Source organism: Acinetobacter sichuanensis (assembly GCF_003024515.2).
Lineage (GTDB): Bacteria > Pseudomonadota > Gammaproteobacteria > Pseudomonadales > Moraxellaceae > Acinetobacter > Acinetobacter sichuanensis.
Genome location: NZ_PYIX02000037.1, coordinates 16,212 through 34,605 on the forward strand (window position 1 = coordinate 16,212; position 18,394 = coordinate 34,605).

Annotated in this window: 12 protein-coding genes, 1 tRNA gene and 1 riboswitch; of the genes, 2 read left to right on the forward strand and 11 right to left on the reverse strand. The window is 41.5% G+C overall.

Features of this window, described 5'->3' with window-relative positions; all coding sequences use genetic code 11:
• Positions 1-7: 7 nt before the first annotated feature.
• Both C9E89_RS17235 and sthA read right to left on the reverse strand, forming a co-directional pair.
• Complete coding sequence (locus C9E89_RS17235; protein ID WP_107009571.1) at positions 8-1,105, reverse strand: AAA family ATPase; 1,098 nt, start codon at positions 1,103-1,105, stop codon at positions 8-10.
• 123 nt (positions 1,106-1,228) lie between these two features.
• Positions 1,229-2,644 (reverse strand): Si-specific NAD(P)(+) transhydrogenase, encoded by a 1,416-nt coding sequence (gene sthA, locus C9E89_RS17240; RefSeq protein ID WP_107009572.1) that lies wholly within the window; start codon positions 2,642-2,644, stop codon positions 1,229-1,231.
• Positions 2,645-2,899: 255 nt separating this feature from the next.
• Here sthA and lipA point away from each other — a divergent pair, with 255 nt between their 5' ends.
• A complete protein-coding gene (gene lipA, locus C9E89_RS17245; RefSeq protein ID WP_107009573.1) occupies positions 2,900-3,913 on the forward strand; it encodes a lipoyl synthase in 1,014 nt (337 codons plus the stop codon).
• 79 nt (positions 3,914-3,992) lie between these two features.
• Here lipA and uca read toward each other — a convergent pair whose 3' ends face one another.
• From uca to C9E89_RS17270, 5 genes are all read right to left on the reverse strand, one after another.
• Positions 3,993-7,610 (reverse strand): urea carboxylase, encoded by a 3,618-nt coding sequence (gene uca / locus C9E89_RS17250; RefSeq protein WP_107009574.1) that lies wholly within the window; start codon positions 7,608-7,610, stop codon positions 3,993-3,995.
• 2 nt (positions 7,611-7,612) lie between these two features.
• Entirely contained in the window at positions 7,613-8,266 is a 654-nt protein-coding gene (locus C9E89_RS17255; RefSeq protein ID WP_107009583.1) for an urea amidolyase associated protein UAAP2, read from the reverse strand.
• Between the two features lie 14 nt (positions 8,267-8,280).
• Positions 8,281-9,024, reverse strand: coding sequence for an urea amidolyase associated protein UAAP1 (locus tag C9E89_RS17260; RefSeq protein WP_107009575.1), 744 nt, complete (start codon positions 9,022-9,024; stop codon positions 8,281-8,283).
• A 26-nt stretch (positions 9,025-9,050) separates the two neighbouring features.
• Positions 9,051-9,148: riboswitch (guanidine-I (ykkC/yxkD leader) on the reverse strand.
• A gap of 358 nt (positions 9,149-9,506) precedes the next feature.
• Positions 9,507-9,596: transfer RNA gene (locus tag C9E89_RS17265), tRNA-Ser, on the reverse strand.
• Between the two features lie 98 nt (positions 9,597-9,694).
• Positions 9,695-11,728 (reverse strand): NADPH-dependent 2,4-dienoyl-CoA reductase, encoded by a 2,034-nt coding sequence (locus C9E89_RS17270; protein WP_107009584.1) that lies wholly within the window; start codon positions 11,726-11,728, stop codon positions 9,695-9,697.
• 241 nt (positions 11,729-11,969) lie between these two features.
• Here C9E89_RS17270 and C9E89_RS17275 point away from each other — a divergent pair, with 241 nt between their 5' ends.
• On the forward strand, positions 11,970-12,797 hold the full coding sequence (locus C9E89_RS17275) for a hypothetical protein (protein WP_107009576.1): 828 nt from the start codon (positions 11,970-11,972) through the stop codon (positions 12,795-12,797).
• Positions 12,798-12,847: 50 nt separating this feature from the next.
• Here the strand turns inward: C9E89_RS17275 and dld are convergent, their stop codons facing one another.
• The 4 genes from dld to lldP form a co-directional block, all read right to left on the reverse strand.
• Entirely contained in the window at positions 12,848-14,539 is a 1,692-nt protein-coding gene (gene dld, locus C9E89_RS17280; protein WP_107009577.1) for a D-lactate dehydrogenase, read from the reverse strand.
• A 158-nt stretch (positions 14,540-14,697) separates the two neighbouring features.
• Positions 14,698-15,852, reverse strand: coding sequence for an FMN-dependent L-lactate dehydrogenase LldD (gene lldD / locus C9E89_RS17285; RefSeq protein ID WP_107009578.1), 1,155 nt, complete (start codon positions 15,850-15,852; stop codon positions 14,698-14,700).
• 3 nt (positions 15,853-15,855) lie between these two features.
• On the reverse strand, positions 15,856-16,599 hold the full coding sequence (gene lldR, locus C9E89_RS17290; protein ID WP_107009579.1) for a transcriptional regulator LldR: 744 nt from the start codon (positions 16,597-16,599) through the stop codon (positions 15,856-15,858).
• 31 nt (positions 16,600-16,630) lie between these two features.
• A complete protein-coding gene (lldP, locus tag C9E89_RS17295) occupies positions 16,631-18,301 on the reverse strand; it encodes an L-lactate permease (protein WP_171405165.1) in 1,671 nt (556 codons plus the stop codon).
• Positions 18,302-18,394: the final 93 nt, after the last annotated feature.

Sequence of the window (18,394 nt, forward strand, 5' to 3'; positions counted from 1 at the left end):
AAGCTTTTCAGGATATCGCCACAATGACGGTTTCACCTTGTTTTTGATCTAATTGAATATGATTGACTTCACGATAAGTTTGAATCATTTTTGCTAAATCAGGAGAATGTGTGGTGACTAAAATCTGAGTATATTGACTCGCTTCTGCGATCAGCATTGCAAGTGTAGGCAATAAATCGGGGTGTAAACTATTTTCAGGCTCATTGAGCGCCATAAAATATGGCGGTCTTGGGCTGAGTAAAGCAACCACCAAACATAAAAACCTTAAAGTTCCATCTGAAAATTCAGCACTTTCCAAAGGTCGCAAAACGCCCTCTTTTTTCATCATCATTTGAAAGCGCCCTCCCAATTCTTCAACATAAAATTGCGTATGTGGAAATGCCTTTTGCAAAATAGTCAACAACGTTTCAGTTTGCCCACGTTCGCGCAAAGTTTCAAAAGCAGCAGCTAAGTTTGCACCATCATGGCTTAAAACAGGTGAGCGAATGCCCACTTGAGGAACACGCATAGATGAAGATGAGCTGACAGAAAATTCATGATAAAAACGCCAATTTCTCATGGTTTCACGAATCTGTGAAATTTCAGGATATAAATGTGGATCTGCCAATTGTCCAAACAACGAATCTTCCTGCGTTAACAACATTGGATAACTGACACGTTCACCATCGACATTTTTAAGAAAGGCAGCTTGATTAACACGCTCCATTAATTCACTCATGCGCCGACGTTGATAACCGCTCAGCCAAAGATTTTCTTTTTTGACCAATGGATCTAATGCAAACAAACTGATTAGAGGTTCAGGAAAACCGATTTCCATTTGATAATCATAATGTTGCATTTCTACTGACAAGATCATTCGCTTTGGGTCTTTGGCTCGATCTCCTGCACGATGCCCACCTGCCCACATCACTTTTTGAATACCACCCTCTTCTGCAATCGCCTCTGATAAACGCCCATTGGCTGCTTCATGCAATAACCGCACAGCCTTGTAAAGATTGGATTTACCGCAACCATTCGCCCCACTGATAATATTGAGTTGTTGCAGGGGTAAAGTGATATTCCGAACTGAACGAAAGCCTTTGATGGTGACAGATTGAATGCTCATGCCATTTTCCAGATTTTATTTTTTTTGAATATAAAGGTTGTACAGAATCCATAAAAAACCCGCAAGCCTAAACTTACGGGTTTAAAAGTCACATTGATCTAATCTAGATAAGATCGGATGCTTTTAGAATAAACGATTCATACCATTTAAGGTTGCCACACGGTAAGCTTCAGCCATCGTTGGATAGTTAAATGTCGTTTCAACAAAATACTTAATGGTGTTGTTACCACTCTGCATTACTGCCTGACCAATATGGATAATTTCAGCCGCATTATTACCAAAACAATGCACGCCTAAAAGCTCTAACGTATCACGATGGAACAAAATTTTAAGCTCGCCGACCGTATCACCTGTAATTTGTGCACGTGCCAAATGGCGGAATGATGCTTGTCCCACTTCATATGGAATTTTTTCAGCAGTCAACTGACTTTCAGTTTTACCAAAGAAAGAAATTTCTGGAATGGTATAAATCCCTGTTGGAATATCCGTTACAGGTTTAACATTTTCTTCACCGCTCATGTTCGCACCAGCACAGCGCCCTTGGTCATACGCAGCCGAAGCCAGCGAAGGCCAACCGACAACATCACCTGCCGCATAGATATTTTCTACTTCAGTTTGATATTGCTCATTTACAGCGATTTGACCACGACCATTTGGATGAATACCCACATTTTCCAAACCTAAACCATCTGTATTTCCTGAACGACCATTACACCACAAAATAGCATCAGCTTTGATTTTCTTACCACTTTGTAAATGTAGTACAACATGGTCATCAAAGGTTTCAAGATGATCAATTTGTTCATTATGACGAATCAATACACCTTGCTCACGTAAGTGATAAGACAAGGCATCCGCAATTTCATCATCTAGATAACTTAAAAGCTGATGCTGCGTATTGATCAAATCAACTTTATGATCTAAACCAATGAAAATGGATGCATATTCACAACCAATTACACCTGCACCATAAATGATGATTTTATGAATGGTATAATCTAGGTCTAAAATTTTATCTGAATCAAATACACGTGGATGATTAAAATCTAAACCTTGTGGACGGTATGGTCGACTGCCTGTTGCCACGACAATTTGCTGACAAATTAGGCTCTCTTTAACACCGTCTTCATTAAAAATTAAGACTGTATTTTTATCTTGAATATATGCACGACCATGGAATACATCAATATTGTTACGATCATAGAAACGTGAATGCGTATCAACTTGTTGTTGAATCACTTTATGTGCGTTACGTAATACTTGTTTCATCGTAAATTGTTTCCAATCTCCAACTTTTTTAAACAATGGATCACGTTGGTAACGAATAATACTAGATACTGTTTGACGCAATGCTTTACTTGGAATAGTACCGACATGTGTACAATTACCACCAAGCTGTTCACGTACATCTATGATTGCAACGCGCTTACCTGATTTTGCAAGCTTCATTGCCGCGCCTTCACCCGCAGGACCAGAACCGAGTACAACTGCATCATATTTTGAAAAATTCCCGCTCACCAGTTCTTTTTTACGTGGCATTCAAAGCTCCTCATACTTTATTGGTACACTCGTCTTGTTGCATATTATGACTTAAAGTTGGTTGTTTTGCTGTATTTACCTAGCATATATTCTGTGATGAGCACATTTAGTAAATGAATAGTGTTTTTACCCCATCATTTCGCATTTCCGTTATAATGTAAAAATCAGTTTGAATGACAACTTATATACATTCCTTAAACGAATGTTCAGTTAACGTGTCAGATCTCCTCGTCAAAAACAGTGGAAAAGTTGAATATGTCAGAAAACCGTAAACCAGAACAGGGTGTAAAATTACGTGGTGCAGAAAAGGTTGCTCGTATTCCTGTAAAAGTTATACCAACGGTTGAAACACCTCGAAAGCCTGATTGGATTCGAGTGAAAATGGCTGCGCCTGATGAAGTTCAACGCATCAAAACAACATTGCGTGCACAAAAACTACATACCGTTTGTGAAGAAGCCGCTTGCCCAAATCTACCTGAATGTTTCGGTGGTGGTACTGCAACCTTTATGATTATGGGTGATATTTGCACACGTCGTTGTCCATTCTGCGATGTAGCACATGGTCGTCCAAATGCACTTGACGCTGATGAACCACGCCATATGGCTGAAACGATTGCAAATCTAGGTCTAAAATACGCTGTTATTACTTCTGTAGACCGTGATGATTTACTCGATGGTGGTGCGCAACATTTTGTTGATTGTATTAAAGAAGCTCGATCTTTAAGCCCTAATACTTTACTCGAAATTTTAGTTCCAGACTTCCGTGGTCGTATGGATGTCGCTTTACGTATTATGACTGAATGCCCACCTGATGTATTCAATCACAATATTGAAACTGTACCGCGTTTATATAAAGCCATGCGTCCAGGTTCAGATTATCAACATTCTTTGAACTTATTGAAAATGTTTAAAGAATACTGCCCAGATGTACCAACCAAATGTGGTTTGATGGTGGGTATTGGTGAAACTGAAGAAGAAGTGATTGCATTACTTGATGACTTACATGCACATGGTGTTGACTATGTCACCATTGGTCAGTATTTACAGCCATCCAAAGAACACGCGCCAATTGACCGTTTTGTAACGCCTGAAGAATTTGAGCGCTATACTGCACATGGTCAAAAGCTTGGTTTTAGAAATATTTGGGCTGCGCCTATGGTGCGTTCAAGCTATTTTGCAGACCGTCAATATTATGGCGAACCTGTTCCAGCAGTGCGTCGTAAAACCGATCCTGCCAAAAAAATTACAGTGCAAACCATTGAAGCTTAAGCTTATATAAAGCCTCCAAGCAAAAAGCCAATCATTTATGATTGGCTTTTTTTATAACAAAATATCCTTATAAATAGAATCAAGCCACAGGAGCCAACGTAAACAACACTTGCCCTGTTTTCACCCTTTGCCCTTTTTCAATCACAATTTCCTCAACCTTCATCCGTTCAGGCGCAATGATGGGAATCTCAATTTTCATGGCTTCAATCACAGCTAATGTTGCGCCTTCTTCCACAATATCACCCGAAGCACATTCAATTTTCCAAATAGAACCTGGCATATGAGATTCAACAGCACAACCACCTTCAGGAATCGTAACTGCTTCGCCATCATCTACAGCATCCAGACTTTCAGAAATATATTCCTGAAGCCCTGCCTCATGCCAACGACGGCGTTCAGCATCAAAGTTCGCTTGTTGTAAGGTTTTAAAAGCGTGAATACTTTCTTGATTCTCTTGCAAAAACTCATTGTATTCTTTGAGGTTTAATACACCTTCTTCAATGCGTAACTGCAAACGCCCTGCTTTAAAATCTTCACGCATTTGCAAAAGTTCAGTTTCAGAAACCTCATAAAACTTCACTTGGTCAAAGAAACGTAACAGCCATGGCATGCCTTCGGCAAAATCAGGATTTTGACGATAACGACTCCACATTTGCGTAGTACGCCCAACAAACTGATACCCCCCAGGACCTTCCATGCCATAAACACACATATATGCGCCACCGATACCCACTGCATTTTCAGGTGTCCATGTCCGTGCAGGATTATATTTGGTGGTCACTAAACGATGACGCGGATCAAGTGGTGTTGCGACTGGTGCACCAAGATAAACATCACCGAGTCCCATCACCAAATAGTTGGCGTTATACACCACATCTTTAACCGCTTGTTTATCTTTTAAACCATTGATACGACGAATAAATTCAATATTATCAGGGCACCACGGCGCATCATGGCGCACTGTCTGCATATAACGCTCAGTCGCTAACTGAGTCTGTGAGTCTTCCCAAGCCAAGGGTAAATAAACGGTTCGTGAAGGCACCTGCATTTCACTCACATCAGGCAATTGCGTTTCAGCGACTTGAAGTAAACGTAATAAATCCAATTGATCCAGTTGAATCGAATCAAAATGAATTTGCAGTGAACGAATCCCCGGTGTCAGATCAATAATCCCTTGAATATTCTGATCTTTTACCCATTGCATGAGCGCATGGATACGAAAGCGTAAATTGAGATCTAAAACTAATTCACCATATTCAACCAGCATATAGTTGTTACCTGCTGGGCGATAAACCACATCAGGCGCACCATTTTGACCTTTTAAAGTATCCAATATTGCATTTTTGAGTGTCGCCAGTTCAGGATAAAATGGTTCATCAAATGTTGCTTCCAAGCTATCTAATGCTGTCATTTGAGCATGATATTTTTCATTTAATACTTTGGCTTGTGCATAGCTGACAGGAACAAATCTGACCTGATCCCCTGCCTTGAGTTGTCCAACTTTCCAAAGCTCCGAATGGATAATCACCGCAGGACAGACAAATCCCCCCAGACTTGGACCATCTGGACCAAGAATAATTGGCATGTCGCCTGTAAAGTCGATTGCACCAATGGCATACGCATTGTCATGAATATTGGACGGATGCAGACCTGCTTCACCTCCATCCATTCGTGCCCATTCAGGTTTTTCACCAATCAACCGCACACCTGTACGGCTTGAGTTAAAATGAATTTCAAATGTCTGTGCAAAAAATCGTTCAATATCTTTTTTTGTGAAAAAATCAGGAGCGCCATGAGGTCCATACATCACGGCAATTTCCCATGTATTGCTGAATGTTGGTCTTTGCGTTGGTGCCAATGCCCTGATTTCTGCTGATGGATCTGTTGCGTGATATGCCGTAATCGGCAACATATCACCGACCAATAAATTGCGCCCTGCATGCCCACCAAACTGCCCTAAAGTAAAAGTTGCCTGAGAACCCAAATACTTAGGTACTTTCAACCCACCTTTGATACCAATATAACTGCGGCAGCCTGTTTTGATTTGACCTGTTTTCAGGATTTGCCCTTTTTTGACAATGATGCTTTGCCACATAGCAACAGCTTCACCATCCAAGGTTGCAACCATGTCACCACCTGTGATGACAATCTGACTGTCACAGTGAAATTTTAATGTCGGACCCTGCAAAGTACATTCCAGACCTGCACTATTATGCGGATTGCCGAGCAGTTGATTGGCAATATTCAATGATAAGGGATCAATTGCACCCGATGGCGGCACCCCAACATCCCAATAGCCCACCCGCCCCGTAACGTCTTGCACAGCAGTCTGAATCCCTGCCTGTAAGACTTCAATTTTTTGTATAGTCCATTCAAACGTATTTAAAAAGCGTGTGGTCTGTGTGCCTTGATGAAACACATCACAGGCAATAATATTTTCCAGATACTCAAGGTTGGTTTCAATGCCTGCAATTGAGGTGTTTGCCAATGTATCTGTCATGGCTTGAATCGCATCATCACGATTTTTTGCAGTGACAATGATTTTCGCAATCATCGGATCATAAAATGATGACACATTGGAACCTGTTTCCACCCAGGTTTCTACTCGTGCATTATCATCAAATTTCACAGAGGTCAGCAAACCTGCACTCGGTTGAAATTGCTTGACAGGATCTTCAGCATATAAACGAACCTGTATAGAATGCCCTTGCGACTGTAACTTTTCAGTTGGTGCAGTCCAATCACCACTTGCAAGGGTCACCATCCATTCCACAAGGTCTACACCAAAAACCTGTTCGGTCACACCATGCTCAACCTGTAAACGGGTATTGACTTCAAGAAAATAAAATTGCTGTGTTTCTGTGTCCATCACAAATTCGACAGTCCCTGCCGAACGATAGTTGACAGACTGCATCAATTGAATCGCAACATCTTGTAAATAATCACGTTGCTCATCATTCAGGTGCGGCGCAGGTGTTTCTTCAATGACTTTCTGATTACGGCGTTGTACGGAACAATCACGTTCACCTAAAGCCAATACTTGCCCTTTGCCATCACCAAAAATTTGTACTTCAATATGTCGGGCATGCTCTACAAATTTTTCTAAATACAATCCTGCATCTTTAAAGTTTGCTTGTGCAAGATAAGAAACGGTTTGATAAGCCTCTTTAAGCTCCGTTTCATTCCACACTAAACGCATACCAATACCGCCACCCCCTGCAGTACTTTTTAACATGACAGGATAGCCAATCCGTGAGGCTTCCCGTAATGCTTCTGCCTCATCTGCCAATAAGGAACTTCCCGGAAGCAATGGGACTTGGCTTTTAATTGCCAACTCACGTGCGGTATGTTTTAAACCAAAGTCTTTCATCTGACTTGAAGTGGGTCCAATAAATGCGATGCCTTGATTCTCACAAAGATCACAAAATTCGGCATTTTCAGACAAAAAACCATAACCAGGATGAATCGCTTCAGCCCCTGTCTGCTTGGCGACTTCAAGTATTTTTTCAATATTTAAATAGCTTTGACTTGCAGATGAATCCCCAATAAAGACCGCTTCATCCGCCAAAGTCACATGCAAAGAGTCACGATCTGCTTCGGAATACACTGCAACAGAAGCGATTCCTAATTTTTTTAATGTACGAATGACGCGGCAAGCAATCGCACCACGATTGGCAATCAGGACTTTATTCAACATTTTTATGCCTCCTCACCATGATGGACAATCAGTTGAATGGGGGTTGGGTTATAAGCATTGCAAGGATTGTTGAGTTGTGGACAATTTGAAATCAGCACAATTAAATCCATTGCGGCCAGTATTTCCACATATTTTCCTGGTGCTGAAATCCCATCATCAAACTTCAATGCACCTTCTGCGGTGACAGGTACATTCATAAAAAAGTTAATATTGGGTCCAATATGGCGTACATTTAGTTCATGTTTAAGCGCAATAGGATGCTGTGATAAAGCTGTCATAAAATTATTGCGGCAACTGTGCATTGGATATTTATCAAGCGAGTAGCGTACCGTATTACTTTCACACGAACATGCGCCACCTAGGGTGTCATGACGACCACAATTATCATCATGAATGGTGGCAATTTGATTCCCAAGGTTGCTGTATAAAATGCTTCCTTTTTCCAGATAAATCTGTCGATTCAGGGCTAAGGTATCTGTTGCACTATAACGCTCCTCAGGATTTTCCGCCGAGATGAACAAAGTATCGACCGCCTGATTACCCTCCAAGTCCACAATACGAAAATACTGTCCCTGTTTTACCTCACACATCCATGCTTCGCCTGCAAGACAGACCTCATCAATGACTGTGTTTTTAAATATTGCTGATGTCGTCATTTTCATTCTCCCGTTTAACCCGCCAAGGCGTAGTAGCGATGATTATTTTGAAAAGCCCGTTGATTTTGTGGACAGGCATCACGGCAGACATCTGTTGTTGCCAAAGGCAAAGCTTTAAATAAGGAAAGTTGTATATCAGCAGGTTGATAGGATTTGCTTTGATCCAAGCCGTGTGGTGTAGCGGATAAAAACACCAGACAATCCATTTCAAAACGCAACTGAAGCATTTGATGGGTACAATCTGATGGAATATGCCTCAGATGACCTGCATCATCAGGGCTGACTTTGGAAAATAAGTTCAGGGTTGCACTTAAATCACTGCACCCCAAAGCATATTTGCTCATTTCAAGGACTAAACTGTCCTTGCCATTGCGGTACATTTCATTACGTGCATCCTGAAAAGTCTGTTTGCCAAATTGTTTTTCAATTTGTTCAGCACTGCTTGCACCACAAAAAACATCATTCCAACCATGATCATCTCTGACGATGGAAGCCATGACCCGCCCCAGATCGGACATCAGAATATGCCCTGTACTTAAAAATGCAGTATGTTGTGCTTTTAAACTGTCAGGCATATTAAAACGCTCAAGTTTATCTTCAGCATTTACACAAAATAAGGACACATTGGCTTGTGCGCCCAATGCCTGAAATTGCAACAATGTGCCCCGCCGAATACGTCCCGACCAATGATGTCCGCCTGGTAAAAGTTCTGTCCATAATGGAGTCTGATCGTGAAAGATGCTGTCTGATCTGCTCATTTGCCTGACCTCTGCTGATTAGTCCAACCTCCCGGGCTTTTATCCCTCCGTGTAGCTCAAGCGAGCCGTGAACTCTCGGTCTCAGACATACAATTGAAGTATCGGAACCCTAGATCACTTTTTCATGACAGAAGAAATGCAAATGACGTGCCAGTTTAATATTACGATTTATTGCCTTCATCATACTCAATGGCAGCAAAAATGAGCAATGATTGCGCACAACCCTATGGTGGCGTATAAAAATGCACTGAAATATTCAACAATGCTTTAAATTCAGTGGTAACTATAGATTGAATAGTGCTATTGAAATTTTATAAAAAGTTAAATATGGCAGTCTTGATTCGACCAATAAGACAATTGGAATATCTTTCCATAGCAAATAACTTATAAGCTGATGTAATTTATTTTTATTCAATAAACTACACTAATCAAAAATAAAAGCAAAAAAAGACCCTTGAATGATCAAGGGTCTTTTAAATATTTGGCGGAAGCGGTGAGATTCGAACTCACGGAGGACTCGCACCCTCGTCGGTTTTCAAGACCGGTGCATTAAACCGCTCTGCCACGCTTCCATGTGCGAAAGAATACTAAGCTTTTTAAATTATGACAAGTAAAATATAAGCTTAAAGCATTCAAGTGCATAATGTTTCACCAAAATGAATGATTTTGTTTAAAGTTTGGCTGCAATTTCAGCACCTTCACGGATTGCACGTTTAGCATCTAACTCACCTGCGAGCTTGGCACCACCAATCACGTGATAGTTTGCCAAGGTATTTTCACCTTCATTCGGCATCAAATCTTTCACAGACTCCTGACCTGCACACACAACAATCGTATCAACACGCAATAATTGGTCATGACCATTGACCTCAACCCATAAACCTTCATTAGTCACAGCCTTATATTGCACACCACGCATCATACGCACTGCATGTTTTTTCAGTTGTGCACGATGAACCCAACCAGACGTTTTACCCAAACCTATGCCCAACGGGGTTGTTTTACGTTGCATCAGGTAAATCCGACGAATCGGTGCTTCAACCTCAGCAGGAACAGCACCACCTTCGGTCATATAGTTTGGATTTGAGTCAACACCCCATTCACGTTGCCAGTCTGCCAAAGGTTGTGGCTGAGGTTGATGTTCAGGTTTAAGTAAATATTCCGATACGTCAAAACCAATCCCACCTGCACCAATGACAGCAACACTATGTCCCACAGGTACACCACGTAACACTTCTGCATAAGACAACACTTGCGGTGCATCACTGCCTTCAATCTTTAATGCACGAGGTACTACACCTGTAGCGATCACGACTTCATCAAAGCCTTCACGCTCAAGTTGCTCACGATTGACTTTGGTATTTAAACGTAAATCCACACCCGTTTTTTCAATCTGAACTTTGAAATAACGAATAGTTTCATGAAACTCTTCTTTACCAGGCACGACTTTCGCAAGGTTAAATTGTCCACCCACTTCATTTGCTGCTTCAAATAAAGTCACTTGATGCCCACGCTCAGCCGCAACCGTTGCTGCAGACATGCCTGCCACACCACCACCGACAATCGCAATTTTTTTCGGTTTTTTCGCTTTTAGATAGACCAGTTCTGTTTCATGTGCAGCACGTGGGTTGACTAAACAACTCGCACGTTTATTTTGGAAACTGTGGTCTAAACATGCTTGGTTACACGCAATACAAGTATTAATTTCATCAACACGGTTGGTTGCTGTTTTATTCACCCAAAATGCATCGGCAAGTAATGGACGTGCCATCTGCACCATATCTGCTTTGCCTGCTGCCAGAATTTCTTCTGCTGTATCAGGCATATTGATTCGGTTGGATGCAATAACAGGTACAGAAACGTGTTTTTTCACTTCAGCGGTATAATCGACAAAAGCTGCACGTGGTACCGAAGTCACAATGGTAGGAACACGAGCTTCATGCCAGCCGATGCCTGTATTTAACAGTGTAATGCCTGCTTTTTCCAATGCTTGCGCTACAGTAATGACTTCATCCATGGTATTGCCATCATGAACCAAATCCAGCAAAGACAAACGGAAACAAATAATAAATTTTTCACCGACTTGTTCACGAATGGCTTTGACAATTTCCACGGCAAAACGCATACGGTTTTCAATTGGTCCACCCCAACGGTCTTCACGCTGATTGACATGGCGGCTTAAAAACTGATTCAGCAGATAGCCTTCTGAACCCATAATTTCCACACCATCATAACCCGCTTTTTTTGCCAGACTTGCAGTTTTGGCATAATCCTGAATGGTATCTAAAATCAGACGATCACTCATTTGACGTGGTTTAAAAGGCGAAATTGGTGACTTGATTGGACTTGATGAAACCACAAAAGGTTGATAACCATAACGACCTGCATGCAGGATTTGCATGAGAATTTTGGCACCATGCTTATGTACTGCATGGGTGACCAAGCGGTGTGGCGCAATATCTCCCAAGGTATTCATAGTACCGCCAGCAGGCAATAACCAGCCTTGACGGTTAGGTGAAATCCCACCCGTAATAATCAGCCCTACACCACCTTTGGCACGCTCACCAAAATAAGCAGCGAGTTTTGGATAATTATAAAAACGGTCTTCTAAACCTGTGTGCATTGACCCCATAACCACACGGTTTTTAATGGTCGTAAATCCTAAATGCAACGGTTTTAAAATATTGGCATAGCGAGTTGTCATGGCACATCCTTTTTTAATATTTGGCTTTGCAACTTGTTGCATACTACTGTATCGAAATTTAGAAATTTTAGGATGACTACTTCTATTTTTTTCCATGTTGATAATGTCAATTTCATCAATATATAAAAATAAAACTAATTCTTGCATACTGAACCCTACAGCTTTACAACAATTCTCATCATAAAGTTAGGCTAGGCTAAATCACATCATCATAAAACTTAAAAATAGAGCATCGAAGATCATGAGCCATCCTGTATTTTTAACCAGTTCAACATTTAGTCATATGCCTTTGGGCAGCCAAAATCAATGGCAAGATTTTTTTCAGACTGCTTCTTTTGAACTTGAAGCAAATGCTTTTATTCCAATTTTATGGTTCATGCTGTTTAAACAGAACAATCTTCATTGGGCAAAATACATTGAAGATTTAGATTTTAACGATATTCATCACCAAAATGATTTTGAAGAATATCAACAGGAATGTGCTGATGAACATTATGCCTATTTAGTCATTGATCGGCAGCAGGCTTTGGTCAATTTAGCACAGCAAAAATCTGTTTTTATTGAGATTTTTGGTGCGGAGAATGTAGGCTATTTTGCAGATTTTCAAGCGATGATCGAACAGCATTATCCTCAATATATTTTGCTTAGAACCAATGGCTTACCTTTAGATCCTGATGATGCTAAATTTTTACTGCATCCCTTACAACAACTTGAAAATTATCGGTTAAATACAGCACAAAACTCAGATTTCGCAAAATTTCAGCGTCAAGACTTTGCCCGTTTTGAAGATCATTGTTACTTTTTTTATGGTGAAACTCCACAGATCGTATTAGAATCAAAACTTAAAGATCAGACCGATCCCTTTGAAAATTCAGAAAGTTTTACCTCTATGACAACACAAGATACACAATCTTCTAGTTTAGCAATTTGGCTATGTACTGCCATTGTCGTTTTAGCAACTTTAGCCGTTTATTTTAGTAGTCACTCTGTATTGTATTCAGCAATTGTATTTTTTCTCAGTGCATTTGTTTTGGGGTTTATTTCTTCTAAAATCGGTCAACACAAATAAAAAAGCCATGTCTTTACATGGCTTAATGCATCATTTTTAAAATTAAAGCATTATTTCCAATGCTTTAACTTACTTGTCTGCCCAATTCCCACATTAAAACTATTGGTTGGATCAAGTTTTTGATAATGATTTTTCAATGCAGGTTTAGCCACATATAAATGCCCAACATTATGTTCAGCAGGATATTCCGCACCACGATCATCAAGCAAATGCCACATTGCATGCTCCATTGCCAAAGGATCTACGCCTTTTTTAACAATATAATCCTGATGGAACACATGACATAAAAAATGCCCATAATAGAGTTTATGAATGATTTGTTCATCCATCTCTTTTGGCAAAGTTTCCACCCATTCACGGTCATTTCGACGTAGCGCAATATCCAGTGCAACAATATCTTCCACTTCTGAACGATGTGTATCACGATAACGAATCGCAGCACCTGCCACCGCAAAGCGATGTAAAAATGCTTTACGCCCTTCTTCATCGGTACAACGGAAATAATTACCTGAATTTTTATCTGCAAAATAGCATTTCAGAAAATGATCAACTTGATCAACATCCTGATTTTCAATCCGAATCACCAAATGATGTTCATATAAGTCACGAAATTCATTCATACGTTTCGGTAAATGATTTGGCATGAACTTGGTCACAAGTTGCAAAAATTTATCGGATAAACCACGTAAATGAAGTTTTTCCAGATAACCATCGACTTTGTCTTTCATGGCAAATGCAGCAGGTACTTTTGCCGTACCAAACTTTTCAATGAACATGAAAGTGTCTTTGCCATATTCCGCACCAATGTCATAAGCAACACGGTGAATGTATTCCCCTGCAATCGGCAGACGTGGCAAATCTTTGAGCAAGAAACGGCGAATTTCTGTCAAATCATCATGTGAATTGGTACCAACATAAAACACCTGACTTGGAATTTTTTCAAAGGTATCCAAACGCACCGCAAAAACACAGACTTTACCTGCCGAACCTGATGCTTCAAATAAACGGCTTGGGTCAGCATTAAAACGTGCAGGAGTATTTTCATCGACCTGCTTCACATCATGTGAGTAACGCTGATCCGATGCACAGCAACTTGCATTGTTAACAATGTCTTTGATTTGATAATTTTTATTTTCAAGATTCGATAGAATTTCTTCAGGGGTTTGCCCTAGATTCACTCCGAGATGATTAACTAACTCTAACTTGCCCGAAGTATTGACCTGTGCATATAGAGCAAGTTCAGTATATGCCGGACCACGGCGCACCAACGCACCGCCTGAGTTATTGCACACACCACCCAAAACCGATGCACCAATACATGATGAACCAATCACCGAATGTGGTTCACGGTTAAATTGTGCCAAATCTTTTTCAAGTTTATCCAGCGTTGCACCCGGCAGGCAAATGACTTGCTGTCCCTCATTAATCACCTGAATACCTACCAGACGACGGGTACTCAGCAGAATCACAGGGCGGTCATAATCATCACCAAATGGCGTTGAACCGCCCGTCAAACCTGTATTTGCCGCCTGCATAATTACAATACAATCTGCATTCACCGCAGCCTGCAACACTTGCCATTGTTCCAGCAAAGTCCCCGGCACCACCACAGCCAATACCTGCCCCGAACCATAGCGACGACCTTGGCGGTATAGGCGTGTGTCATTGTCATCTGTCAAAACGTGTTGTTGACCCACGATGTTGATGAGGTTTTGGATGGTGTTTGATGATTGAGTTTGCATGGTCCTAGAGTCTTCCATTTTATAAATGTGTTCCCTCTCCTTTCAGGAGAGGGTTAGGGAGAGGTGCTTTTCAATTAAATGAAGGAGATAAATTCTTCCCCTCATCCTAACCTTCTCCCAAAGGGAGAAGGAACTTCAATGCATCTGAAATGACGTATTTAACCCGCTAACTCTTTCTCTAACTTAACCAAACAATCAGAGGTAATATCTGCAATGGTTTTAGCACCTGTTAAAGTCATTGCCACACGCATTTCTTTATCAATTAAATCAAGCAGATTGGAAACACCATCACCACCTGCTGCACCCAATGCATATACAAAGGCACGTCCCAACATACAAGTATCTGCACCAAGTGCAAGCATACGCACCACGTCCAAACCGTTACGAATACCTGAATCCGCTAAGATTTTAATATCACCTTTCACAGCATCGGCAATAGGCGGAAGCGCACGCGCAGAAGATAAAACGCCATCGAGCTGACGACCACCGTGGTTAGACACTACGATCCCATCTGCACCAAAACGTACTGCATCTTTAGCATCTTCAGGGTCAAGAATGCCTTTGATCACCATTGGACCATCCCAGAACTCACGAATCCACTCTAGGTCTTTCCATGAAATCGATGGGTCAAAGTTATTGCCCAACCAACCAATATAATCTTCCAGACCTGTAGGTTTGCCTAGGTATTTAGAAATATTACCCAAGTCATGCGGACGTCCCATCATGCCAACATTCCATGCCCAGTGTGGATGGAAACAAGACTGCATATAACGACGCATTGCTGCATTTGGACCACTCATACCTGAGTGTGCATCACGGTAACGTGCGCCCGGAACTGGCATATCCACGGTAAATACCAAAGTTGAACAACCCGCGGCTTTAGCACGTTCCAGCGCATTTTTCATAAAACCACGGTCACGCAGCACATACAACTGGAACCACATAGGACGGTTAATGGCAGGTGCAACTTCTTCAATCGGGCAGACGGATACGGTAGATAAGGTAAAAGGAATACCTTTTTTGTCAGCAGCAACCGCTGCCTGCACTTCACCACGGCGTGCATACATGCCTGTTAAACCTACAGGCGACAGCGCAACAGGCATCGACAAGGTTTCATCAAACAGCTTCGTTTCTAAACTCAGTTGCGACATGTCATTGAGCACACGTTGTCTGAGTGCAATTTTTGATAAATCTTCCACATTGCGTTTTAGGGTATATTCCGCATATGCACCACCATCAATATAATGAAATAAAAATGGCGGTAGACGACGTCGCGCGGCTTCACGGTAGTCATTTGCAGAAGAAATAATCATGTTCTATATCCTGTTTAATCGACTTGCACGTTGACGACGGGCTTCTTCCTCATCAATCATTCGTACTTGTTGAACTACAAACTCAATATGTCCACACACTGCACTTCGGGCAGCTTCTGGATCCTGTCGCTCAATTGCATCCATCACCTGAAAGTGCTGGTCACGCAACTGATCGTAACGTTTGGCTTCGGTATAGACTTTGCGTCTGCCCAAAACCACGTTGTATTGCAACAAATCAAATAAACCCCGCATCATCTGAATCAAGACCAGATTGTGCGAGGCTTCAGCAATGGCAAGATGAAACTTTGCATCGGCAATGGCTGCCTGATGGTCATCTCCCAATGCCTGAAAATGGGTGATCTGGTCATAACACTGACGGATATTTTCCAGATCCTGTGGTGTGGCACGCTGGGCGGCAAACCATGCCGTGCCACCTTCCAAAATAATTCGGGCTTCCTGCACATCAAAACGATAGGCAGGATCTTCATCGATCAGATTACTGAGCGGTTCAACAATCTGATATTTCGACCAATTGCTTGGCAGTTGCTGCAAAAAAGTACCCGCTCCGACTTTGCTGACCAGCATGCCCGTACTGGTCAGTTGTTGAATGGCTTCACGCAAAGAGGAACGGGAAACTGCGAGTTGTTCACATAGCTTACGTTCCGCAGGTAAACGGTCTCCGACTTGCATATTGTTGTCTTCAATCAACAACTTTAAATTTTGTACAATCTTGTCAGAGACTTTCATCTGCTTTCCTCAGCTCACATTCAACGTCGTGTTATGGAATCATCCATGGGAACACATAGGCTTGTAATGTGATAATAATACCAATCATCACAGTAAAGGTAATACTGTGCTTGACGGTAAAACGGAACAAATCAGATTCTTTACCCACCAAACCGACTGCCGCACAGGCAATAGCGATGGATTGTGGTGAAATCATTTTGCCAGTCACCCCACCACTGGTATTGGCTGCAACAAGTAAAACTTCGGGTACACCAATTTGTTGTGCTGTGGTCGCCTGCAATGCAGAGAACAATGCATTTGCCGATGTATCTGAACCTGTCAGGAACACACCCAGCCATCCCAAAAATGGTGAGAAGAAGGTAAATGCCTGACCTGTATGCGCAAGTGCAAGCGCAAGCGTTGCAGACATGCCTGAATAGTTGGCAATAAATGCAAAAGCCAACACCATCCCAATTGAATAAATTGGAATTTTCAGTTCATTCACTGTTTCAGCAAAAGTCACTACAGCATCTTTTGGCTTCATTTTTAAATAAATGATGGTAATGATCGCAGCAATAAAAATCGCTGTACCCGTTGCAGACAACCAGTCAAATTTATAAATGGCATCGTAGTCTTTGATTTCATTGACCACAGGTGGCATTTTTTGAATCATTTGATGTAAAAATGGCACTTTGATCGAAATCACTAAATCTGCAAGCGCACCATCTTTGGCAAATAATGCTTTAAATGGCTGAATACTCCAGATCGTAACCATTGCGGTTAAAATCGCAAACGGTGACCATGCTTTGGCAATCTGAGCAATACTGTATTTTTGCTGTTTTTGTGCAGCAAGATTTTCATCAATCGAGCTGTCTTCATTGGCAAAACGGAAAATATGTTTTGGCTTCCAGAATTTCAATAAAATGGTCAGCGAAACCAATGCCGCAATTGCCGCTGTAATATCAGGCAGTTCAGGACCAACAAAGTTCGAAGTCAAGTATTGTGCCAAAGCAAAAGAACCACCACCGACAATCACCGCAGGCCATGTTTCTTTCACACCACGCCAACCATCCATGATTGCCATGATCCAGAACAACACGATAATCACCATAAATGGCAACTGACGACCGACCATCTGGCTGATTTCCATGGTTTCAACGCCTGAAACCTGCCCTGCCACAATAATTGGAATCCCCATTGCACCGAATGCAACAGGCGCAGTATTTACAATCAGGCACAGACCTGCTGCATACAATGGTTTAAAACCTAAGCCAACCAATAACGCTGCGGTAATCGCCACAGGTGCACCAAAGCCAGCTGCTCCCTCAAGAAAGGTACCAAAGGCAAAACCCACAAACAGCATTTGTAAACGCTGATCTTCAGTAATCGACAGTATCGAAGAACGAATAATATCGAACTGACCCGTTTTCACTGAAATTTTATAAAGAAACACTGCCCCGATAATGATCCATGCGATTGGCCACAGACCATACAAAAAACCATAAACCATTGAGGCAAAAGCCATTGCCGTCGGCATTTGGTAGGCAAATAACGACACTAAAAGCGCCAGTACAACGGTAATTGTACCTGCGACACTGCCCTTCATTCTGAACACAGCCAATGCCAGAAAGAAGAAAATAATTGGGATCAAGGCAACTAAACTGGAAATCCAGATATTGCCCATCGGATCATAAATTTGTTGCCATTGGTGAAGCATTGTCATCTCCTTGAAATGCTTTCAGGAAAGTTGAATTTGGTCAGATCAGATATTTAAATTAAGTTAAAATTGGTCATACCAATTTTGTAATAAAACCTA